We start from the raw sequence: 21,199 nt of genomic DNA, 5'->3' as shown, positions 1-21,199 counted from the left end.
GCGCACATCCTGTCCGTGGCGGACGGTGTGGTCGTGCCCTGCGCGGGCGGCACCGGCACGCTGACGCCGTTCGCCCGGCAGGGCAAGGAGGGCGCCGTCATCGCCGCCAACTTCCCCGTCGTCTCCGGCATGGGCGGCAGCCCCGGCACCCTCGCCGCCGACGCCACCGAGGCCAAGCGCCTCGGCGCCACCGAACTACGGCTGTACCACGCCGGGCTCGCGTCCGACGGCGACCTGCAAACGGTCCGCTCCGCCCTCGCCGGGCGCTGAGGCGGCGGGCCGCGCCGCCGTCGCCGGGGTCCTTGCAGGGGGCTGAGGCGGTGGGCCGCGCCGTCGTCGCCGGGGTCCTTGCAGGGGGCTGATGTGCCGACGTGGCGTCGCAGGGCCGGGTGCGCTTGGCTGTTGTGTCGCGCTGGGGTGGTGGGTTGGCGTTGCCGGGCGGGGCGGTTTGGGTCTTTGCCGGGGGCTGATGTGGTGGGGTGGCGTCGCCGGGCGAGGGCGGTACGGACCTTGCAGAGGGCTGATGTGGTGGCGTGGTGGCGCCTGTCGGGGATGAATCCGGCCCTTGTGTCGCGCTTGGGCGTGGGTGCTTGTCGCCGGGCGGTGTGCGCTTGACTCTTGTGTCGCCGAGGCGCTGGGTCGGCATCGCCGGTCGGGGGCGGTTTGGGGGCTTGCAGGGAGCTGATGCAGGGGGGTGGCGTCGAGGGTGGGGGATGGTTCGGCCCTCGCAGGGGGGCCGATGCGGCGGGGTGTCCTCACCAGCCGGCGGTGGCCCCCGCCCTCGACGGGCGCTGAAGCAGCACTGCCGCCGTCACCAGCAGGGCCGCGCCCAGCGCCACCAGCACCAGCCGGTGGCTCACCAGCTCGACCAGGGCCGCACCGATGGCCAGCCCGAGCACGTTCGGCGTGTACACCATCGTGTGGGCCGTGGCGGTGACGCGGCCCAGCAGCGGGCCCGGCGTCTCGCGCTGCACCGAGGTCAGCGTCGCGATCAGCACCGCGGGCAGGCCCGCGCCGATCGCCGCGCCGCACACCAGCGCCGACGGGTCGGACGGCACCGCCCGCAGGGCCACCGCGACGGCCAGCAGCGCGATGCCGTACGCCGCGAAGCGCCGCTCGCCCAGCCGCCGCAGGGCGGTGCCGGAGAGCAGGCCGACCGCCACCGACCCCGCGCCCTGCACGGCGTACAGCACACCGGCGTACGCGGGGGAGTGCCCGAGGTCGTCGACCACGGCGTAGACCAGCGCCCCGTTCCCTCCGGCGCACAGCATGGTGGCGCCGCCCGCCACGACCAGGGGGCGCAAGCCCGGGTGCGCCCACAGGTGGCGGGCGCCCTCGGCGGTCTGTCGACGACGGCCCCCGGTCGGCCGCACAGGCCTCTCCTCCCGCACCCGCAGCACCGCGTACATCCCCGTGGCCAGCACGAACGTCCCCGCGTCCAGCAGGGCGACGCTCGCACCGCCGTACGCCGCGTACAGGCCCGCGCCCGCCAGCGGGGCCAGGAGCTTCATGCCCTCGGTGGCCGTCATCCGCAGGCCGTTGAAGTCGCCCAGCAGGGCCGGGTCGACGGCGGCCGAGACGAGGGCCGACTCGGCCGCGTCATGGACGACGCCCGCCGCGCCGTACACGAACAGCACCCCGTACAGCAGCCACAGCTCGCCCGCCGAGTCGACACCCACGAGGGTGAGCAGGAGGGCGGCGAGAAGCACGTTCACGCCGATCAGCACCGGCTTGCGGCGGTGCCTGTCGGCGACGGTGCCCAGCAGCGGCCCTGCCAGGGCCGGCAGCCACATGGCGAGCATGCACAGCGCGGCCAGGCCGTCCGAGCCGGTGAGGTCCTTCACCCACACGCCGGACGCCAGCCACAGGGCCGAGGTGCCGAAGCCGGAGACCACCGCGCCGGAGAGGTAGAGGCCCGCGTCGCGGTCGCGCAGGACGCGCAGGAGAGGCCAGGTCGTCTTGGTCGTCATGCCTGGCCATCGTGGGACTAAGGACCGTGCGGAGGGATCGGGAGGGTGCCTTAGTTCCAGCCGGAATGATCAATCCCACTGTGAGGCGAGCATTTCCCCGAGCTTGCCGAAGCTCTGGACCCAGCCTTCCTCGTGGAGGGCCCGCCGCCGCTCCGTGGCGAAGTCGCCCTGGTCGAGGGTGAGATGAGACTCTCTGACGTCGGTGTCGTACAGCGACAGCGTCACCACCGTCTCCCGGTCCTCGGGGTCGGGATCTTCCCAGCGGAAGGTGTACGACAGGCCCACCGGGGGATCGACGTCGATGTATTCGCCCACCAGGTAGAACAGCTCGCCTTCCGGTGGCTGCATCGCGATCCGGTAGGCACCGCCCGGGCGGAGGTCGATCTCCACACTCGGGGTGCTGAACCCGTCCGGGCCCCACCAGCGGGCCACTTCCACGGGGTCGGTCAGTTCTCGGAACACGCGCACGGGCTCATCCGCCAGCTCGAGCTCCAGATGCAGTCTCAGCTCGCCGTCCTGTGTCATCACGCACCACCTGACACTGAAGGTGCCTGGAACAACTCCTCTGTGCATTTTAGGTGGGCCGACCATGGGCCACGATTCCGAAGCGATGAGTTCCGCGGCCGGTGTCGGTCTACCTCCCAGGAACGGAACCAGGAGGAGCAGCCCGATGACCGACACGACCCCGACCCCGACCCCGACACCGACCTCGACCCCGGCACCGACTCTGGACCTCGGACCGCAGGCGGCGGTCGTCGCACGCCTGGCGGAACGCGTCACCGACGAGCAGCTGGCGGACCCGACCCCCTGCCCCGAGTACGCGGTACGCAACATCCTGGGCCACCTGGCCGGGCTGGCCGTCGCCTTCCGTGACGCCGGCCGCAAGGACCTGGGCGCCACGACCGACACCAGCCCGGGCTCCACCCTGCCCGAGCTGGGGGCCGACTGGCGCGAGGAGCTGCCCAAGGTGCTCGACGAGATGGCCGAGGCCTGGCGGGACCCGGCCGCCTGGACGGGCATGACCCGCGCCGGAGGGGTGGACCTGCCCGGCGAGATCGGGGGCCTCGTCGCCACCGACGAGCTGGTCATCCACGGCTGGGACCTGGCCCGCGCGACCGGCCAGTCCTACACCCCCGACCCGGCTGCCCTCCAGGCCTGCCACAGCTTCCTCGAGGCATCCGTGGACGATCCCGGCCGCGACGGCATCTTCGGCCCGGTCGTGACCGTCGAGCCCGACGCGTCCCTGCTGGCCCGGGCCGTGGGGCTCAGCGGACGGAATCCGGGGTGGACCCCCAGGTCGTAGAAAGCGATTGCTGTTTCCTCTGTCGAAAGCATTGACGAAACACACGCGCCCTCCTACCGTCATCGCGTCGTACTTCGTACGTCATATATGAGACGCGATACGCGAGATCCGATACGCGATCCACCGAGACGCGAGATCCGAGAGGCGCGCATGACCTCTGTGCCCACGCCGATCCCCTCCCGCACGCAGTACGTGCTGGAGGGGATCAAACACCGCATCCTCACCGGGCAGTTGACGCCGGGCCAGGCCCTGGTCGAGACCGAGCTCGCCGCGCAGTTCGGGGTGTCGAAGACGCCCGTGCGCGAGGCGCTCAAGACCCTCGCCGGTACCGGGCTGGTCGTGATGAGCCAGTACAAGGGCGTCACGGTGCGCATGGTGGACGCGGACATGGCGCGCGAGGTCTACGACGTGCGGCTGCTGCTGGAACCCGAGGCACTGAAGCGCGCGGTGCGGCGCGGTGCCTCCCTGGACGCCGCCCGGTCCGCGCTGACCAGGGCGGACGAGGCCACGGACACCGCCGAACGCTCCCTCGCCAACCGGGAGTTCCACCGCGCCCTGTACCTGCCGTGCGGCAACCCGCTGCTCGGCCGGATGCTCGACGAGGTCCGCGACCAGGCCGCCCTGGTCTCCGCCGTCGCCTGGGCCGCCTCGCCCTCCTGGGAGCGGGAGGCCGGCGAGCACCGCGAGATCCTCCGGCTCGCCCTCGACGGCGACGCCGACGGCGCGGCCCGCGCCCTCCACTCCCACATCGCGTCCTTCGTGCGGCGCGCGTTCCCCGAGGCAGGACTGGAACAGGAAGGTCAGGAATGAGCAGCGTGGCGTTCGAGACCCAGCGGGCGGCCCTGGCCGACGTTGTGGCGATCCCGGTGACCCCGTTCGCCGAGGACGGCTCCGTCGCGCAGGACACCTACCGGGCCCTGCTGCGCCGTCTGCTCGACGGCGGCATCACGACCCTCACCCCGAACGGCAACACCGGCGAGTTCTACGCCCTGACGCCCGAGGAGCGCCGGCTCGTCACCGAGCTGACCGTCGACGAGACCGGGGACCGGGCCGCCGTCCTGGTCGGGGTCGGGCACGACGTCCCGACGGCCGTCGCCTCCGCCCGGCACGCCCGCGAGCTCGGCGCCCAGATGGTGATGGTCCACCAGCCCGTCCACCCCTACGTCTCGCAGGACGGCTGGGTCGACTACCACCGCGCGATCGCCGAGGCCGTGCCCGAGCTGGGCGTCGTCCCGTACCTCCGCAACCCGCAGCTCACCGGGGCCCGGCTCGCCGAACTCGCCGACCACTGCCCGAACGTCATCGGCGTGAAGTACGCCGTGCCGGACGCCGCCAAGTTCGCGGCCTTCGCCCGGGACGCGGGTCTTGAGCGGTTCGTGTGGGTGGCCGGGCTCGCCGAGCCGTACGCCCCCTCCTACTTCTCCGCGGGCGCCACCGGCTTCACCTCCGGGCTGGTCAACGTCGCCCCGGCCGTCTCCCTGAACATGATCGAAGCGCTGCGCTCCGGCGACTACCCGGCCGCCATGAAGGTCTGGGAGCAGATCCGCCGCTTCGAGGAACTGCGCGCCGAGAGCGGCTCCGCCAACAACGTCACCGTCGTCAAGGAGGCCCTCGCCTCCCTCGGACTGTGCCGCCGCGAGGTCCGCCCGCCGAGCAAGCCGCTGCCTCAGAGCGAGCGGGCCGAGGTCGCCGCCATCGCCGCCGGGTGGTCGATATGACCGACCGGAAACGTCCCGAGGACCTCAGAAGCCACCAGTGGTACGGCACCGAAGGCCTGCGCACCTTCAGCCACCGTGCCCGCACCCGCCAGCTCGGTTACCTCCCCGAGGAGCACCTCGGCAAGCCGGTCATCGCGATCCTCAACACCTGGTCCGACATCAACCCGTGCCACGTCCATCTGCGGGACCGCGCCCAGGCCGTGAAGCGGGGGGTGTGGCAGGCGGGGGGCTTCCCGCTGGAGTTCCCGGTCTCCACGCTCAGCGAGACCTTCCAGAAGCCGACCCCGATGCTCTACCGCAACATGCTCGCGATGGAGACGGAGGAGCTGCTGCGGTCCTACCCCGTCGACGGGGCCGTGCTGATGGGCGGCTGCGACAAGTCCACGCCCGCCCTGCTGATGGGCGCCGCGAGCGCGGACCTGCCGGCGGTGTTCGTGCCGGCCGGGCCGATGCTGCCGGGGCACTGGCGCAACGAGGTGCTCGGGTCCGGCACCGACATGTGGAAGTACTGGGACGACAAGCGGGCCGGCGTCATCGGCGACTGCGAGATGCAGGAGCTGGAGAGCGGCCTGGCCCGCTCGCCCGGCCACTGCATGACGATGGGCACGGCCTCCACGCTGACCGCCGCCGCCGAGGCGCTCGGCGTCACCGTCCCGGGCGCCTCCAGCATCCCGGCCGTGGACTCCGGGCACGACCGGATGGCCGCCGCCGCGGGTCTCAGGATCGTCGAACTGGTCCACAAGGACCGCAAGTTGAGCGACATCCTCAACCCCGAGGCCTTCGAGGACGCCGTGACGACCGTGCTCGGGCTCGGCGGCTCCACCAACGCCGTGATCCACCTGATCGCCATGGCGGGCCGCGCGGGCGTCCGGCTCACCCTCGACGACTTCGACCGCATCGCGCGGACGGTCCCGGTGCTGGCCAACGTACGGCCCGGCGGACAGACCTACCTGATGGAAGACTTCCACTTCGCGGGCGGCCTGCCCGGGTTCCTCTCCCGGATCACGGACCTGCTCCACCTGGACCGGCCGACCGTCTCGTACGACACCCTGCGGGAGCAGCTCGACGGCGCCCAGGTCCATGACGACGACGTCATCCGGCCCCGGGACAACCCGGTAGCGCAGGAGGGCGGGGTCGCCGTGCTGCGCGGCAACCTCTGCCCGGACGGCGCCGTCATCAAGCACATCGCCGCCGAGCGGCACCTGCTCAAGCACACCGGACCCGCCGTCGTCTTCGACGACTACAAGACGATGCAGCGCACCATCAACGACCCGTCGCTCGGCATCACCCCCGAGCACGTGCTCGTGCTCCGGAACGCCGGCCCCAAGGGCGGCCCGGGCATGCCCGAGTACGGGATGCTGCCGCTGCCCGACTACCTGCTCAAGCAGGGCGTCCGCGACATGGTCCGGATCTCCGACGCCCGGATGAGCGGCACGAGTTACGGCGCGTGCGTGCTGCACGTCGCCCCCGAGTCGTACGTCGGCGGACCGCTCGCCCTGGTCCGCACCGGGGACTCCATCACCCTCGACGTCGAGGCACGCACCCTCCATCTCCACGTGGACGACGAGGAGCTGGAGCGGCGCGGGGCGGACTGGACGCCGCCGCCCACCCGGTACGAGCGCGGCTACGGCGCGCTCTACAACGAGCAGATCACGCAGGCCGACACCGGCTGCGACTTCGAGTTCCTCGCCCGCCCGGGCCGGGTCGCCGACCCCTACGCGGGCTGAACCACCGCACCACGCGCCACCGCACCGCCACGCGCCACCGCACCGCCACGCGCCACCGCACCGCCACGCGCCACCGCACCGCCACGCGCCACCCGCACGACCTGGAGGCCGTCGCCGCCAGGTTCCACGGCACCACCGCGCCGCCTCGGCGCGCCCACGCTCTCAGCGCTACCCGGCACGACCCGGCGCCACCCGGCACGACCCCGCACACCGAGAAAGCGCTTCCTGCGCCCGCACCGAAGCACGACGTACCACGACGTACTGAGAACGGAGAACAGTCATGGCCCAAGCCGCAGCCGTGGCGAAACCGCCCGCGCCACCCCGGCGGCGCCGTGCCTCCGCCACACCGCGCAGGCTCCCGTACCTGCTGATAGCGCCGGCCGCCCTGCTCATGCTGGGCTTCATCGCCTACCCGGTCATCAGCGTCTTCTACTACAGCCTGCAGAACTACAACCCCACCAAGCCGTGGCGGAACGGCTACGCGGGCTTCGACAACTTCGTCCACGCCTTCACCAAGGACCCGGTCTTCTGGGACACGCTGGTCTTCAGCGCCAAGTGGGTCGTCGTCGAGGTCGGCCTCCAGCTGCTGTTCGGCCTCGCGCTGGCGCTCATCGTCAACCAGACCTTCGTGGGCCGGGGCCTCGGCCGCGCCATGGTCTTCTCCCCGTGGGCCGTCTCCGGCGTGCTGACCTCCGCGATCTGGGTGCTGCTCTACAACTCCCAGACGGGCATCACCCGTTACCTCGCGGACATGGGCATCGGCTCCTACGGCACGAGCTGGCTGTCGGACACCTCCACGGTGTTCCCGGCGGCGGTCGTGGCCGACCTGTGGCGCGGTGTGCCGTTCTTCGCGATCCTCATCCTCGCCGACCTCCAGTCCGTCTCCAAGGACCTGTACGAGGCCGCCGAGGTCGACGGGGCCGGCCGCCTCCAGCAGTTCTGGCACATCACGCTGCCCCACCTGAAGGACGCGATCATCCTGTCGACACTGCTGCGGGCCGTGTGGGAGTTCAACAACGTCGACCTGCTCTACACCCTGACCGGCGGCGGCCCCGCGGGCGAGACGACCACCCTGCCGCTGTACATCGCCAACACCTCCGTCGACGCCCACAACTTCGGCTACGCCTCGGCCCTGACCACCGTGGCGTTCGTGATCCTGCTCTTCTGCTCGATGGTCTATCTGCGGCTGAGCAAGTTCGGAGGCGAGAACAAGTGAGCGTCAAGGAAGCCACCAAGGCGGCGCCCGCTCCCGTGCGCGTCACCCCCGAACCGCCCCGGCCCCCGAAGAAGAACCGCGCCTGGGACGAGGCCCCCCGCTGGCAGATCTACCTGCCCCTGGGCATCTACCTGCTCTTCACCCTCATCCCCTTCTACTGGATCCTGCTCTTCTCGCTGCGCCCGGCCGGCTCGACCTCGCTCGTGCCCTGGCCGATCACCTTCGAGCACTTCGAGAAGGTGTGGACGGAGCGCAGCTTCGGCACCTACTTCGCCAACAGCGTCCTCGTCGGCGTCGCCACCCTGCTCATGACGACGCTCGTCGCGCTGGCCGGCGGCTACGCCCTCGCCCGGTTCGACTTCAAGATCAAGCGCGGGTTCATGCTGGCGCTGCTGTGCTCCCAGTTCGTGCCGGGCGCGCTGCTGCTGGTGCCGCTGTTCGAGATCTTCGCCGAGCTGAAGATGATCAACTCGCTCGGCAGTGTCATCCTCGCCGAGACGGTCTTCCAGCTGCCGCTGTCGATGATCCTGATCAGCAACTTCATCAAGAACGTGCCGTACTCCCTGGAAGAGGCGGCCTGGGTCGACGGCTGCAACCGCATGACCGCCTTCCGGATCGTGGTGCTGCCGCTGCTGCGGCCCGGCCTGATCGCCGTCGGCTCGTTCGCCTTCGTCCACTCCTGGAACCACTTCCTGTTCGCCCTGATGTTCCTGAACAACCAGGACAAGCAGACGATCCCCGTCGGCCTCAACTCCCTGATGAGCGCCGACAGCGTCGACCTGGGCGCGCTCGCCGCGGGCGGCATCATCGCGGCCGTGCCGGTCGTGATCGTGTTCGCCTTCATCCAGAAGTGGCTGATCACCGGGTTCAGCGCGGGGGCGGTGAAGGGATGAGAACACTCCAGGTGGCACTGGCGGGCCTGCTGCTGGGGGTCCTGAGCCTCCCCGCCCAGGCCGAGACCCGCGACCTCGGCCGCGACACCCTCCCGGCGAACGACGGCTGGGCCGCCCACGGTTCGGGCACCACCGGAGGCGCCGCCGCCGAGGCCGCACACGTCCACACCGTCACCGACCGCGCCGGACTGGTCCGCGCCCTCGACGGCGGCTGGACCCCCGCCCTGCACGGACGGATCGACAGCGCCGCGGCGGGCGACCGGGCGGTGGCCCGCGGCGCGGGAGCGGGGAGGATCCGGTGACCGGTCGCATCATCGACGCCATGAGCGCACCCCTGAGCACCCCCCTGCCCGTCGTCCTCGCCGGCGCCCGCGGGCACGGCCGGTGGCACGTCGAGAACATCCGCCGCCTGCAGAAGAAGGGCATCGTGCGGCTGGCCGGCGTCTGCGAGCTGACGCCGCTGACCGAGGAGGAACTCGGCGACCTGGGCGCCCCCGAGCAGTCCGCCGACTTCGGCGCCCTGCTGGACTCCACCGGCGCCCGGATCGCCGTGATCTGCACCCCGATCCCGACCCACACCGATCTCGCGCTCACCGCGGCCGAGCGGGGCGTGCACCTCCTCCTGGAGAAGCCGCCCGCCCCCTCGTACGCGGAGTTCCGCCGCATGGCCGACGGGGTCGCCGCCGCCGGTGTCGTCTGCCAGATCGGCTTCCAGTCGCTGGGGTCGCACGCCCTGCCGGCCGTCCGCGAACTCATCGACCGGGGCGCGATCGGCCGGCTGGTCGGGCTCGGCGGGGCCGGTGCCTGGGTACGGGACGAGGACTACTTCCGGCGGGCGCCCTGGGCGGGCAAACGGCGGCTGAACGGCGTCGACGTGATCGACGGGGCGCTGACCAACCCGCTCGCCCACGCCGTCGCCACCGCCCTCGCCCTGGGTGGCAGCACCCGCGCCGAGGACGTCACCGGCATCGAGACCGAACTGCTGCGCGCCAACGCCATCGAGTCCGACGACACCTCCTGCGTCCGGATCACCACCGCGCAGGGCCACCCGGTCACCGTCGCCGCCACCCTGTGCGCCGAGGAGGCGGACGAGCCGTACGTCCTGGTGCACGGCAGCACCGGCCGGATCACCTTCTGGTACAAGCAGGACCGCGTGCTGCTCCAGCGCGCGGGCCACGGCCCTCAGGAGTCCGACCACGGCCGCACCGACCTGCTGGAGAACCTCGTCGCGCACCTCACCACCGGCGCGGACCTGCTGGTCCCGCCGGACGAGACCGGGGCCTTCATGAAGGTCGTGGAGGCCATCCGCACCGCTCCCGACCCGGCGCCGCTGCCGGACACCGCCTGGCGCCGGATCCCCGAGGAGAACCGCCGGGTCGTGCCCGGCATCGACGGACTCGTCGCGGCCGCCGCCGACACCCTCTCCCTCTACTCCGAACTCGGCGCCCCCTGGGCCCCGGAGCATCTGTCGAACGAGGTGAGCACCCGATGACCGGCAACGACACCGCGGTCCTGCGCGTCGCCGGCCGGCCGGTCGGCCGGTACGTCACCCGGCCCGAGCTGCCGGCCCGGCTCTCCCCGCGGCCGTACCTGCACCCCGTCACCACCCTGACCGGTACGGCGGTCACCGAGCTGAGCCCCGCCGACCACGCACACCACCTCGGCGTCGGTGTCGCCGTTCCCGACGTCGAGGGGCACAACTTCTGGGGCGGGCGCACCTACGTCCGCGACCGGGGCCCGACCGAGCTGGACAACCACGGCTCCCAGCGGCACGTCGCGTTCCAGCTGCGCGACCCGGACGGCTTCGTGGAGGAGCTGCGCTGGGTGGCCGCGGGCGGTGAGCTGCTGCGTGAGCGCCGTACCGTCGCGGCCACCGAACTCACCGACCAGGCCTGGGCGCTGGACCTCACCTTCTCCGTCACCAACGTCACCAGGATCCCGCTGTCGATCGGCAGCCCCGCGACCAACGGGCGCCCGGGCGCGGCCTACGGCGGCTTCTTCTGGCGGGCCCGCAAGGAGTCCTTCCCGCCGGAGGTCTTCACGGCCGCGGAGGAGGGCGAGGAGCGGATCCACGGCCGCCCCGCCGACTGGCTCGCCCTCCGGGGCGGCACCTGGACGCTGGTCTTCGCCGGCGCCACCGAACAGACCCGCCGCGACCCGTGGTTCGTGCGCACCGGGGAGTACCCGGGGGTCGGCTCCTCACTGGCGCACGCCGAGCGGCTGCCGCTCCCGCCCGGCGAGACGGTCGTGCGCCGGGTCGTCACCGTCGTCGCCGACGGCCGTCTCGACCGGGACGCCGCGGCCGCCCTCGTCCGCAAGGCGGTGAGCCCGTGACCGAGGAGACCTACCGCAACCCGATCCTCGACGCGGACTGGTCCGACCCTGACGTCGTCCGGGCCGGCGACGATTTCTACCTGACCGCCTCCAGCTTCGGCCGCACCCCCGGCCTGCCCCTGCTCCACTCCCGGGACCTGGTCAACTGGACCCTGGTCGGTCACGCCCTCGAACGGCTGGAACCGGCCGAGGAGTTCGCTGGGCCCCGCCACGACTGCGGCGTCTGGGCCCCGTCCCTCCGGTATCACGACGAGCGTTTCTGGATCTTCTGGGGCGACCCCGACCAGGGCATCTTCCAGGTCAACGCCCCGCAGATCAGGGGCCCGTGGACCCGCCCGCACCTGCTGAAGGCCGGCAAGGGCCTGATCGACCCCTGCCCGCTGTGGGACGAGGAGACCGGCGAGGCCTATCTGGTCCACGCCTGGGCCAAGTCCCGCTCGGGCGTCAAGAACCGCCTCACCGGCCACCGCATGCACCCCGACGGCACCGAACTCCTCGACGAGGGCAAGGTGATCGTCGACGCCGACCGCATCCCCGGTTGGTTCACCCTCGAAGGGCCCAAGCTCTACCGGCACGACGGCTGGTTCTGGATATTCGCCCCCGCCGGCGGCGTGGAGACCGGCTGGCAGGGCGCCTTCCGCTCCCGCGGCTTCTTCGGGCCGTACGAGGAGCGGATCGTCCTGGAGCAGAAGGACACCGACGTCAACGGTCCCCACCAGGGCGGCTGGGTGCGCACCCCGTCCGGCGAGGACTGGTTCCTGCACTTCCAGCAGCGCGGCGCCTACGGCCGGGTCGTGCACCTCCAGCCGATGCGCTGGGGCGCGGACGATTGGCCGGTGCTCGGGGACGACGGCGCCCCCGTCGCCGTACACCGGCGGCCCGCGCTGCCGCCGCAGCCGCCGGCGGCGCCCGCCACCGACGACGACTTCCCCGGCGGACGCTACGGACGCCAGTGGCAGTGGACCGCCAACCCGGGCGACGGCTGGGCCACCCAGCACTCCGGGGACGGACTGCGGCTGACCTGCGTCCGCTCGGCCGAAGCGCACGACCTGCGCAAACTGCCGAACGTGCTCACCCAGCGGATGCCCGGCAAGCCCTGCACGGTCGAGGTGGAGCTGCGGCTCGACAGCGACGAGCCCGGGGCCAGGGCCGGGCTCGCGGTTCTCGGGGACGCGTTCGGCTGGATCGGGCTCCAGCGGGGACCGGACGGGACCGCGCACCTCGTGCACCGGTTCGCCGAAGGGGTCGCGGACGCCGAGCGCGACGCCGCACACCCCCGGCTCGCGACCGACGGCCGGGCCCGGCTGCGGATCGAGATCGGCGCGGGCGCGCGCTGCCGTTTCTCGGCCGACACCGGTGACGGTTTCCGGCCGTCGGGCCCCGTCTTCACCGCCACCCCGTGGCGCTGGGTCGGCGCCCTGCTGGGCCTCGTCGCTCTCGCACCCGCCGGTCAGGGCCACGCCGGGGCGGCGACCTTCACCCGGTTCCGGATCAGCGCCTCGTAACGCACTCCAGTCGTAAGCCTGTTGGGAGCCGCAATGACGCACCTCCGCAGCAAGCGCTTGTCAAGACCGGGGCACGGCAAGGTCGTGGCCACCGTGCTCGGTCTCGTCGCCGCGCTGGGTCTCGGGGCGATCGGGGAGGCCCAGGCCGCCCCGCCCGCGCAGGCCGCGCCCGCCGCGGACCGCTGGACCGATCGCCCGCACGGCTTCGCCTCCCTCGCAGGCGGCACCACCGGCGGGGCGGGCGGCAAGATCGTCACCGTCACCGATCAGGCCGCGCTGGCGAAGTACGCGGCGGCCGAAGAGCCCTACGTCATCCGCGTCAAGGGCTCTGTGGAGATGGACCCGTTCGGCACGGAGATACCCGTCGCCTCCGACAAGACCATCATCGGCGTGAGCGACTCCGCCGAGATCGTGCACGGCGGCTTCACCCTCGACCCCGGCACGCACAACGTCGTCATCCGCAACCTCACCATCCGCGACACGGCCATCGAGGGCAACTGGGACTGCAAGGACACCGACTTCGACGGCATCCGGCTGGACACCGCCCACCACGTGTGGATCGACCACATCCGGTTCTCGCGCATCTGCGACGGCCAGCTCGACATCCGCAAGGACAGCGAGTACGTCACCGTCTCCTACAACCAGTTCACGAACAACAACAAGACCTTCGGCATCGGCTGGACGCCCAACGTCAGGACGCAGATCACCGTCGACCACAACTGGTTCCGCGGCACCAAGCAGCGCAACCCGTCCGCCGACAACTGCGCCTACGCGCACCTCTACAACAACTACCTGTCCTCGCAGCTGTCCGACGGCGACCCCGTGTGGACGTACGGCAACTGGTCGCGCGGCCGGACGAAGATGGTCATCGAGAACAGCTACTACGACGGAGTCCAGCACCCCTACCAGGCCGACACCACCGCCGAGCTGGTGCAGCGCGGCTCCGTCCTCAGGAACACCTCCGGCCGGCACGACGCGTGGGGCGCCGCGTTCGACCCGCGAGAGTTCTACGACTACCGGCTCGACCCGGCCGCCGCCGTGCCCGCGCTGGTGAAGCGCTTCTCGGGCCCGCAGAAGCGCATCGGCGGCCCGGTCGTGCTGCACGTCCCGGGCGCCTACCCGACCGTGCAGTCCGCCGTGGACGCGGTGCCCGACGGCAACGACACCCCCGTGGAGATCGCCGTCGCGCCGGGCACGTACCGCGAGAAGGTGTACATCCCCGCGAGCAAGCCGAACCTCCTCCTGCGGGGCACCGGACGCGACCGCTCCGACACCGTCGTCGTCTACGACACGCCCGCCGAGTACGGGGGTTCGACCGGGAGCGCCACCGTCCGCATCGCGGCGAACGACGTCACCGCACGCAACCTCACCTTCAGCAACGACTTCGACGAGGCCGCGCACGAGCTGAAGGGCGAGCAGGCGCTGGCGATGAAGACGACCGGCGACCGCATCGTCTTCGAGGACACCGCGTTCCTGGGCAACCAGGACACGCTCATGACCGACAGCCCCAAGCTCACCACCGTCAGCCGGGTCTACGTCCGCGACTCCTCCATCGAGGGCGACGTCGACTTCCTCTACGGCCGGGCCACGACGGTGATCGAGCGGTCGGTCATCCGGGCGCTGAGCCGGGGCTCGGACACCAACAACGGCTACATCACCGCCGCCTCGACGTGGACCGGGAACCCGCACGGGTTCCTCATCACCAGGTCGAAGATCGTGAGCGACGCGCCGGCGGGCTCCTTCCACCTCGGGCGGCCCTGGCACCCCGGGGGTGAACCCGACGCCGTCGCCCAGGTGCTGATCCGGGACACCGAGCTGCCGGCCGCGATCAAGTCCGCGCCGTGGACCGACATGAGCGGCTTCTCGTGGAAGGACGCGCGGTTCGCCGAGTACCGCAACCACGGTCCGGGCGCGACGGTCACCGCCGACCGTCCGCAGCTGAGCGACGAGGAGGCGCGGTCCCAGACCGTCGCCGCCTACCTCAAGGGCACGGACCACTGGGCTCCGTACGCCCGCCACCACTGACTACCCCCACCGTCACAGCCAGTTGGATCCAGAAGAAGAGAGCCGACCGATGAAGATCAGCATTCGCAGAAGCAGGCGCGCCGCCACGGCCGTCGCCCTGGGGGCCGCGCTCGCCCTGACCGCCACCGCCTGCGGTGACGACGGCAGCGGCGCCGGCGGGGACAAGGGCGCCGAGGGCAGCGGCAAGGGAAAGATCGTCTTCTGGGACAACAACGGCGGTGTCCGCACCGACATCTGGAAGGAGATCATCGCCGACTTCGAGAAGGCCAACCCGGACATCAAGGTCGAGTACGTCGGGATCGCCGCCACCGAGTACCAGTCCAAGGTGGACACCGCCCTCCAGGGCGGCGGCCTGCCGGACGTCGGGGGTGTGGGCGCGGCGATGCTCGCCGGGTTCGCCGCGCAGGGCGCGCTGGAACCGCTGGACGAGCGGCTCGCGGGGTCCTCGCTCGACGGCAAGCTCAACAAGGACATGGTCGAGTCGCTGAAGGCGGCCGGCGGGGGCGACGACAAGCTGTACTCGATCCCGACCTCCGCGAACAACGGTGTGCTGTACTACCGCACCGACCTGTTCAAGAAGGCGGGCCTCGAGGAGCCGACGACGTGGGAGCGGTTCTACGAGGCCGCGGACAAACTCACGAACCAGGGCAAGAACGAGTTCGGGTACACCATTCGCGGTGGCACGGGATCCATCGCCCAGGCGCTGGACGCCATGTACGGGCAGTCCGGGATCACCTCGTTCTGGAACTCCAGTGGTGAGAAGACCACGGTGAACGATCCGAAGAACGTGGCGGCGCTGGAGAAGTACGCGGCGCTGTACAAGAAGGTCACGCCCGCGGCCGACCTCAACAACGACTTCACGAAGATGGTCGCGCAGTGGGACTCCGGCACGATCGGGATGCTGAACCACAATCTCGGCTCGTACCAGGACCATGTGAAGGCGCTCGGGGTCGACAAGTTCCGCGGTATTCCGCAGCCGACCGGGCCCGGGGGGAAGCGGGTCCAGGTCTCCAACCCGGTGGACGGGCTGGGGCTGTTCAAGAGCGGCAAGAACAAGGAAGCCGCGTGGAAGTTCATCGAGTTCGCCACGTCCAAGGCGGAGAACTCGAAGTTCAACGAGACGGCGGGGCAGGTGCCGGCGAACACGGACGCGGCCGGGGATGCGTGGATCTCGAAGGCCGAGCCGACGAAGCTGGCCGCTGACGCGTTGTCGGACGGGTCCACCACGATCGTGCAGCTGCCGTACTACCTGCCCGACTGGAACACGATTTCCAAGGCAGACAATGAGCCGAACTTCCAGAAGGTGCTGCTCGGGAAGATGAGCGCGAAGGAATTTCTGGACGCGTTGGCTGAGCAGCTGAACAGCGCGCAGGCGGAGTGGGATCAGCAGAACGGTTAGTTCGGGTTGCTGGATTTCGCCGTGGGGCGGCCTGTGGATTGCAGGGTGCGGGCCGTCCCGTGGCTTGTCGCGCCCACGCGGCGGAGCCGCATATCAATACTGCCCCGCGCCCCTGAGGGAACCACCATCCGCATGTCAGAAAGGAACACGCGTGTCTCTCAGCCGAAGACAGGTCGCAGTCGCCGCTGTCGCTGCCGTGCCCCTCGCGTTCTCCGCCAGCGGTGCCGCACAAGCCGCCAGTCGCCGAAGTCGCACCCTCTACATCGCCGGTGATTCCACCGCCGCCCAGAAATACGCCGACGCCGCGCCCGAGACCGGGTGGGGTATGGCTCTTCCGTTCTTTCTGCGTGAGGGGCTTTCGGTCGCCAACCATGCCGTGAACGGGCGTAGTTCCAAGAGCTTCGTCGACGAGGGTCGCCTCGATGTGATTCTCTCCGCGATCAGGCCCGGGGACTTCCTGCTCGTGCAGTTCGCCCACAACGACGAGAAGGCGGAGGACCCCACCCGGTACACCGAGCCCTGGTCGACGTACCAGCAGTATCTGCGGACGTACCTCGACGGGGCCCGGGCGCGTGGGGCGCGGCCGGTGCTGGCGACCTCCGTGGAGCGGCGGCGGTTCGACACCGCCGGCAAGGCCCTGCCGACGCACGGTGAGTATCCGGCGGCCATGCGGGCGCTGGCCGCCGAGGAGCGGGTCGCGCTGCTCGATGTCCAGGCCCTGTCGCTCGCCCTGTGGCAGCGGCTCGGGGTCGAGGAGACGAAGAAGTACTTCAACTGGACCGCGACCGAGCAGGACAACACGCACTTCAATCCGCCGGGCGCGATCGCCGTGGCCCGGCTGGTGGGCCAGGAGCTGCTCAAAGCCCGGGTGCTGGGGCCGCGCGATGTGCGCCGGCTGGATGCGGCGATTCCGGAGTCCTGGATCACCTGGCCGGAAGCCGCCTCGTAACACCCCCGACGATGAAGGAAGAGAGCCGCACCATGAACGTTCGTAAGTGTCATGATCATGCCATTCAGCGGAGAGTCGCTGTCGTGGTCGGATGCGCCGCGCTCGTGCTGTCCCTGAGCGGCACCGGCGCGCAGGCCCAGCCCCGGGACGTGGCGCGCCAGACCCTCGGGGCCGGCGACGGGTGGGGTGCGTACGGCACCGGCACCACCGGCGGTGCCGCGGCCGATGCCGCGCACGTCTACACCGTCACCTCCTGGGAGCAGTTCAAGGCCGCACTGAAGGACGGCGGGTCCGCACCGAAGATCATCAAGGTGAAGGGGATGATCGACGCGGTCTCCCAGGGGTGCGAGGCGTTCGAGGCCGAGGGGTACGACTTCCAGAAGTACCTCGCCGCCTACGACCCGGCCGTCTGGGGGCACGACAAGCCGGTCAGCGGTGAGCAGGAGGAACTGCGGGCCGCGTCCGCCGCCCAGCAGGACAAGACGATCAAGGCCGCCGTGCCCGCCAACACCACCGTCATCGGTGTGGGGAAGGACTCGGGGATCCTCGGCGGCAGCCTCCAGATCAAGGGCGTCGACAACGTCATCGTCCGCAACCTCACCGTCGAGGCCCCGATCGACTGCTTCCCGCAGTGGGATCCGACCGACGACAACAAGACCGGTGCCTGGAACAGCGAGTACGACGGTGTCGTGGTCTACGGCTCCACCCATGTGTGGGTCGACCACAACACGCTGACCGACGGCCGTCACCCCGACAGCGCGTTGCCGTCCTACTTCGGCAAGACCTTTCAGCGGCACGACGGGCTGCTCGACGTCGTGCGCGGCTCCACCTACGTGACCGTGTCGTGGAACTCGTTCGACGACCACGACAAGACCATGCTGATCGGCAACAGCGACAGTGCCACCGCCGACGACACGGGCAAGCTGAAGGTCACCCTGCACCACAACCGCTTCGAGGGCATCGTGGAGCGGGCGCCCCGGGTGCGGTTCGGCCAGGTCGACTCCTACAACAACCACTTCGTGGTCACCAAGGCCCAGAAGTGGGGTTACGTCTACGGCGTCGGCAAGGAGTCCCGGCTCGTCGCCGAGCACAACGCGTTCACGCTGGCGCAGGGCATCAGCCCGGCGAAGATCCTCAAGAAGTGGAGCGAGGCGCCGGTCACCGCGGGAGCCAACCTCGTCAACGGCAAGGCCGTCGACCTGATCGCCGTGCACAACGCGGAGATCCCGGAGGAGACGCTCCAGTCGGGTGCCGGCTGGACACCGACCCTGCGGGCGCACGTCGACCCGGCGAAGGCCGTCCCGGGACTCGTCGACGCCCGCGCGGGCGCCGGCCGCGTGCGCTGACCCTGCCCTGAGCCGGCCGGGGCGGCCCGCATCGCACCCCTGCCCCGGGGTGCGTCCGCCCCGGCTTCTCCCCATCCGCACCGGCCGCACCGCGAAGGAGCGGCCGCATGCTCGCGCAGCCCGTGCCGGAGAACCGGCCCCGACTCGACGCCGAACAGGCCGCGTCGCACACCCGGGACACCTGCCTCGGCGACTGGAGGCCCTGGGCGTGGCCGGGGCTCGGCCACGTCTTCGTCCGCGAGACGCAGGACGAGGTCTTCAGCTGGCTCGACGACGTCCTGTGAGGCTCACCGCCGTACCGGCTTGACGCCCTCCAGGGTCGGCACCACCGGCTTGACGGTGCCGTCCGCCGCGAACTCCATGCGGTCGACGGTGGTCTCCCGGTGCATGCCGTCGCCGCCCGGCAGACCCGGGCCGTTGAGGGCGAAGCGGTGGTAGACCATGTACCAGTCGTCGGTGCCGGGAGTGTTCACCACCGAGTGGTGACCGGTGCCGAGGATGCCGTACTCGGGTCGCTTCTCCAGGATCGTCCCGCGCTTGGTCCACGGGCCGAGCGGGGACGGGCCCGTCGCGTACGCCACGTGGTAGTTCTCGCTGCGGGTGTCGTCCTCCGACCACATGAAGTAGTACGTGCCCTTCCGCTTGATCACGAAGGAGCCCTCGCGGAAGTTGTCCGGGGTGATGTCCTTCACCTTCGACGCGTCGAAGGACACCATGTCGTCGCCCAGCGGCACCACGTAGCCGTGCCCGTTGCCCCAGTACAGGTACGCCTGGCCGTCGTCGTCCGTGAAGACCGCCGGGTCGATCATCTGGCCCTTCAGCGAACCGCCCTTGGCGACGAGCGGCTTGCCGAGCGCGTCCTTGAAGGGGCCTGCGGGGGAGTCGGCCACCGCCACGCCGATCTGCTGCTCGGCGCAGAAGTAGAAGTAGTACTTGCCGTTCCGCTCGGCGATCGCGGGTGCCCAGGCGTACTTGTCGGCCCAGCTCACGTCCGGCCCGAGGTCGAGGATGACGCCGTGGTCCTTCCAGTTCACCAGGTCCTTCGACGAGTACGCCTTGAACTTGGTGCCGCTCCAGCCCTGGAAGCCGTCCGTCGTCGGGTAGATCCAGTATCTGCCGTTCAGGTAGTGGACGTCGGGGTCGGCGTTCAGGCCCGGCAGCAAGGGGCTGCGGGTGCGGACCGCCTCGACCGTCCAGGTGCGCCTGGTGCCGTCGGCGGCTGTCACCGTGTACTTCTGCGGCGTGCGGAAGTCGCGGCGCGTGCCGGACCTCGGGCTGAGCTTCGCACCCTCACCGACCCACAGCTTCGGGGCCAGGCCGCGCGGATCGGCGTCCGGCTCCATCGGCAGGACGACCTTCGAGGCGCTCTCCGTGACGATCGAGTAGCCCTTCTGGTGCCGGGCCGTCGCGTCCACCACCGAGGTGGAGGTGCTCGGGTAGGCCGCCAGCAGCCGGTCGTACTCCTGCTGCGTCACCGGGAGGACCGTGCCGTGCCGGGGGCTGGCCGGGAGCTGGTAGTTCGTGGACGGCGTCCACGTGCCCGAGGCGAGGTCGGTGGTCTCGAACGGCACGTAGCCGCGACCGCCGTACTCGTCGATGAACAGGTACCACTTCTTCTCGGTGTTCGACTTGAACACCGTCGGGCCCTCGCCGCGGTCCATCGCGCCCTTGCCGATGCAGTCGGCCACGAAGTCGTACTTCGTCGAGGTCAGCGAGGCCGACTTCTCGCCGGTGATGAACTTCGAGCAGGGGCTGGAGGAGCTGGGGTCCCGCTCGTCCTTGGTGTAGCGGTAGTAGTCGTCCTTGTACTTCACGACCGTGGAGTCGATGACCGAGTAGCCGGGGTCGTTCCACACCTTGGGCTCGCTGAAGGTCCGGAAGTCCTTCGTGGTCGCGTACATCATCTTGTTGTACGTGTCGCCCTTGTGGTCCGGGTCGTCGTCGGCGTACAGCTTCGACGCCCAGAAGACGACGTACTCGCCGAGCTTGTCGTCCCAGTAGGCCTCCGGGGCCCAGGTGTTGCCCGCGCTGTCGGGGGAGACCTTCACCAGGCGCTGGTCGGTCCAGTGGACGAGGTCCGTGGACTCCCAGACCATGATCGACTTGCTGCCGTGCCGCTGGACCTGGTCCCAGCTGCCGCTGGAGTTCTGGTACATCCGCAGGTCGGTGGCGATCAGGTAGAACTTGTCGCCCTCGGGGGAACGGATCACGAACGGGTCGCGCAGGCCCTTCTCGCCGGTCGTCGACGTCAGCACCGGCTTGCCGGCGTTCAGCTCACGCCAGTGCAGGGCGTCGTTGCCCCGGCTGAGGGCGTAGCGGATCTGCTCGCCGTCGGCCGTGCCCTCGCCCGTGAAGTAGGCGAAGAGATAGCCGGCGTACTTGGAATGCTTCACGGGTGGTGCTCCGGGGTCCGCGGTGCTGGGCGGCGCTGTGAGAAGGGTCAGGAGGAGCCCCGTCAGGGCCAGGAACGGAAGCAGGAGCGTGCGGGGGCGCATGACACTTCCTGTCGGAGTCTGGGGGATTCTGTTGGATAGCGGCTCTCGGAGTTTCACCGGGCGGGGACAGGGCGTCAACGGGTGTGCATGAGGCCCGTGGTTCCGAAAGTTTCGGATCCACGGGCGGGGGAGCGGCAACCCTTTCCCGGCGCGGCGGCGACCGGCTCCAGGACCATCGGCTCGACGATGAACCAGGGCCTGTCCGACGGCGTTCCGGGACTGAAGGGCGGCCGCCTCGGGTGCCGTGGAGGATCAGGCCGCCGACGGCCCGACCGCGGCCGGGCGGGTAGGTGCCCGAGTGCGACCACACCTCGTCCGC

18 protein-coding genes and 1 pseudogene are annotated in these 21,199 nt (G+C 70.7%); 16 read left to right on the top strand and 3 right to left on the bottom strand.

What is annotated here, in order from left to right; translation table 11 throughout:
* Positions 1–270, top strand: a pseudogene (locus tag SSQG_RS08880) (hypothetical protein); the annotation flags it as partial.
* A gap of 485 nt (positions 271–755) precedes the next feature.
* Here the strand turns inward: SSQG_RS08880 and SSQG_RS08875 are convergent.
* Positions 756–1,970, bottom strand: coding sequence for an MFS transporter (locus SSQG_RS08875; RefSeq protein WP_003989398.1), 1,215 nt, complete (start codon positions 1,968–1,970; stop codon positions 756–758).
* 69 nt (positions 1,971–2,039) lie between these two features.
* Positions 2,040–2,495 (bottom strand): SRPBCC family protein, encoded by a 456-nt coding sequence (locus tag SSQG_RS08870; RefSeq protein WP_106434154.1) that lies wholly within the window; start codon positions 2,493–2,495, stop codon positions 2,040–2,042.
* 145 nt (positions 2,496–2,640) lie between these two features.
* Here SSQG_RS08870 and SSQG_RS08865 point away from each other — a divergent pair, with 145 nt between their 5' ends.
* From SSQG_RS08865 to SSQG_RS41315, 15 genes are all read left to right on the top strand, one after another.
* The gene (locus SSQG_RS08865) at positions 2,641–3,273 is read left to right on the top strand and encodes a TIGR03086 family metal-binding protein (RefSeq protein ID WP_052310251.1); all 633 of its coding nucleotides are present in this window, start codon (positions 2,641–2,643) and stop codon (positions 3,271–3,273) included.
* 150 nt (positions 3,274–3,423) lie between these two features.
* Positions 3,424–4,083, top strand: coding sequence for a GntR family transcriptional regulator (locus SSQG_RS08860; protein WP_003989395.1), 660 nt, complete (start codon positions 3,424–3,426; stop codon positions 4,081–4,083).
* Positions 4,080–4,991, top strand: a complete 912-nt coding sequence (locus SSQG_RS08855) for a dihydrodipicolinate synthase family protein (protein WP_003989394.1) — start codon at positions 4,080–4,082, stop codon at positions 4,989–4,991. Before SSQG_RS08860 ends, SSQG_RS08855 begins: the two co-directional genes overlap by 4 nt.
* Complete coding sequence (gene araD, locus SSQG_RS08850; RefSeq protein ID WP_003989393.1) at positions 4,988–6,718, top strand: L-arabinonate dehydratase; 1,731 nt, start codon at positions 4,988–4,990, stop codon at positions 6,716–6,718. The genes SSQG_RS08855 and araD overlap by 4 nt, the downstream gene beginning before the upstream one ends.
* A 280-nt stretch (positions 6,719–6,998) precedes the next feature.
* A complete protein-coding gene (locus tag SSQG_RS08845; protein WP_003989392.1) occupies positions 6,999–7,934 on the top strand; it encodes a carbohydrate ABC transporter permease in 936 nt (311 codons plus the stop codon).
* Positions 7,931–8,827: a carbohydrate ABC transporter permease gene (locus SSQG_RS08840; protein WP_003989391.1), complete on the top strand. Its 897-nt coding sequence runs from the start codon at positions 7,931–7,933 to the stop codon at positions 8,825–8,827. Before SSQG_RS08845 ends, SSQG_RS08840 begins: the two co-directional genes overlap by 4 nt.
* Positions 8,824–9,129, top strand: a complete 306-nt coding sequence (locus tag SSQG_RS08835; RefSeq protein WP_425314984.1) for a hypothetical protein — start codon at positions 8,824–8,826, stop codon at positions 9,127–9,129. Before SSQG_RS08840 ends, SSQG_RS08835 begins: the two co-directional genes overlap by 4 nt.
* A gap of 20 nt (positions 9,130–9,149) precedes the next feature.
* Positions 9,150–10,319 carry a Gfo/Idh/MocA family protein gene (locus tag SSQG_RS08830; RefSeq protein ID WP_039934891.1) on the top strand — a complete coding sequence of 390 codons (1,170 nt, stop codon included), beginning with the start codon at positions 9,150–9,152 and terminating at the stop codon, positions 10,317–10,319.
* Complete coding sequence (locus SSQG_RS08825; protein ID WP_003989388.1) at positions 10,316–11,161, top strand: PmoA family protein; 846 nt, start codon at positions 10,316–10,318, stop codon at positions 11,159–11,161. Before SSQG_RS08830 ends, SSQG_RS08825 begins: the two co-directional genes overlap by 4 nt.
* Positions 11,158–12,666 (top strand): glycoside hydrolase family 43 protein, encoded by a 1,509-nt coding sequence (locus tag SSQG_RS08820; RefSeq protein WP_003989387.1) that lies wholly within the window; start codon positions 11,158–11,160, stop codon positions 12,664–12,666. Before SSQG_RS08825 ends, SSQG_RS08820 begins: the two co-directional genes overlap by 4 nt.
* Positions 12,667–12,699: 33 nt before the next feature.
* Positions 12,700–14,691 carry a pectinesterase family protein gene (locus SSQG_RS08815; RefSeq protein WP_003989386.1) on the top strand — a complete coding sequence of 664 codons (1,992 nt, stop codon included), beginning with the start codon at positions 12,700–12,702 and terminating at the stop codon, positions 14,689–14,691.
* 49 nt (positions 14,692–14,740) lie between these two features.
* Complete coding sequence (locus SSQG_RS08810) at positions 14,741–16,090, top strand: ABC transporter substrate-binding protein (protein WP_003989385.1); 1,350 nt, start codon at positions 14,741–14,743, stop codon at positions 16,088–16,090.
* Between the two features lie 151 nt (positions 16,091–16,241).
* Positions 16,242–17,039: a rhamnogalacturonan acetylesterase gene (locus SSQG_RS08805; RefSeq protein WP_003989384.1), complete on the top strand. Its 798-nt coding sequence runs from the start codon at positions 16,242–16,244 to the stop codon at positions 17,037–17,039.
* Positions 17,040–17,071: 32 nt separating this feature from the next.
* Positions 17,072–18,385, top strand: coding sequence for a pectate lyase family protein (locus SSQG_RS08800; RefSeq protein WP_039932176.1), 1,314 nt, complete (start codon positions 17,072–17,074; stop codon positions 18,383–18,385).
* A 107-nt stretch (positions 18,386–18,492) separates the two neighbouring features.
* Positions 18,493–18,669 (top strand): hypothetical protein, encoded by a 177-nt coding sequence (locus SSQG_RS41315; RefSeq protein ID WP_003989382.1) that lies wholly within the window; start codon positions 18,493–18,495, stop codon positions 18,667–18,669.
* Positions 18,670–18,672: 3 nt separating this feature from the next.
* Here the strand turns inward: SSQG_RS41315 and SSQG_RS08795 are convergent, their stop codons facing one another.
* On the bottom strand, positions 18,673–20,880 hold the full coding sequence (locus SSQG_RS08795; protein WP_039932175.1) for a family 43 glycosylhydrolase: 2,208 nt from the start codon (positions 20,878–20,880) through the stop codon (positions 18,673–18,675).
* Positions 20,881–21,199 lie beyond the last annotated feature (319 nt).

Source organism: Streptomyces viridochromogenes DSM 40736 (genome assembly GCF_000158955.1).
Lineage (GTDB): Bacteria > Actinomycetota > Actinomycetes > Streptomycetales > Streptomycetaceae > Streptomyces > Streptomyces venetus.
The sequence above is the reverse complement of the archived record's forward strand: the minus strand, read 5'-3'. Positions and strand labels throughout refer to the sequence as shown.

What these genes read in the sequence shown, in the direction of transcription:
- SSQG_RS08875 (WP_003989398.1), bottom strand. Translation starts at nt 1,970, where the DNA reads ATGACGACCAAGACGACCTGGCCTCTCCTGCGCGTCCTGCGCGACCGC.
- SSQG_RS08870 (WP_106434154.1), bottom strand. Translation starts at nt 2,495, where the DNA reads ATGACACAGGACGGCGAGCTGAGACTGCATCTGGAGCTCGAGCTGGCG.
- SSQG_RS08865 (WP_052310251.1), top strand. Translation starts at nt 2,641, where the DNA reads ATGACCGACACGACCCCGACCCCGACCCCGACACCGACCTCGACCCCG.
- SSQG_RS08860 (WP_003989395.1), top strand. Translation starts at nt 3,424, where the DNA reads ATGACCTCTGTGCCCACGCCGATCCCCTCCCGCACGCAGTACGTGCTG.
- SSQG_RS08855 (WP_003989394.1), top strand. Translation starts at nt 4,080, where the DNA reads ATGAGCAGCGTGGCGTTCGAGACCCAGCGGGCGGCCCTGGCCGACGTT.
- araD (WP_003989393.1), top strand. Translation starts at nt 4,988, where the DNA reads ATGACCGACCGGAAACGTCCCGAGGACCTCAGAAGCCACCAGTGGTAC.
- SSQG_RS08845 (WP_003989392.1), top strand. Translation starts at nt 6,999, where the DNA reads ATGGCCCAAGCCGCAGCCGTGGCGAAACCGCCCGCGCCACCCCGGCGG.
- SSQG_RS08835 (WP_425314984.1), top strand. Translation starts at nt 8,824, where the DNA reads ATGAGAACACTCCAGGTGGCACTGGCGGGCCTGCTGCTGGGGGTCCTG.
- SSQG_RS08830 (WP_039934891.1), top strand. Translation starts at nt 9,150, where the DNA reads ATGAGCGCACCCCTGAGCACCCCCCTGCCCGTCGTCCTCGCCGGCGCC.
- SSQG_RS08825 (WP_003989388.1), top strand. Translation starts at nt 10,316, where the DNA reads ATGACCGGCAACGACACCGCGGTCCTGCGCGTCGCCGGCCGGCCGGTC.
- SSQG_RS08815 (WP_003989386.1), top strand. Translation starts at nt 12,700, where the DNA reads ATGACGCACCTCCGCAGCAAGCGCTTGTCAAGACCGGGGCACGGCAAG.
- SSQG_RS08810 (WP_003989385.1), top strand. Translation starts at nt 14,741, where the DNA reads ATGAAGATCAGCATTCGCAGAAGCAGGCGCGCCGCCACGGCCGTCGCC.
- SSQG_RS08800 (WP_039932176.1), top strand. Translation starts at nt 17,072, where the DNA reads ATGAACGTTCGTAAGTGTCATGATCATGCCATTCAGCGGAGAGTCGCT.
- SSQG_RS41315 (WP_003989382.1), top strand. Translation starts at nt 18,493, where the DNA reads ATGCTCGCGCAGCCCGTGCCGGAGAACCGGCCCCGACTCGACGCCGAA.
- SSQG_RS08795 (WP_039932175.1), bottom strand. Translation starts at nt 20,880, where the DNA reads ATGCGCCCCCGCACGCTCCTGCTTCCGTTCCTGGCCCTGACGGGGCTC.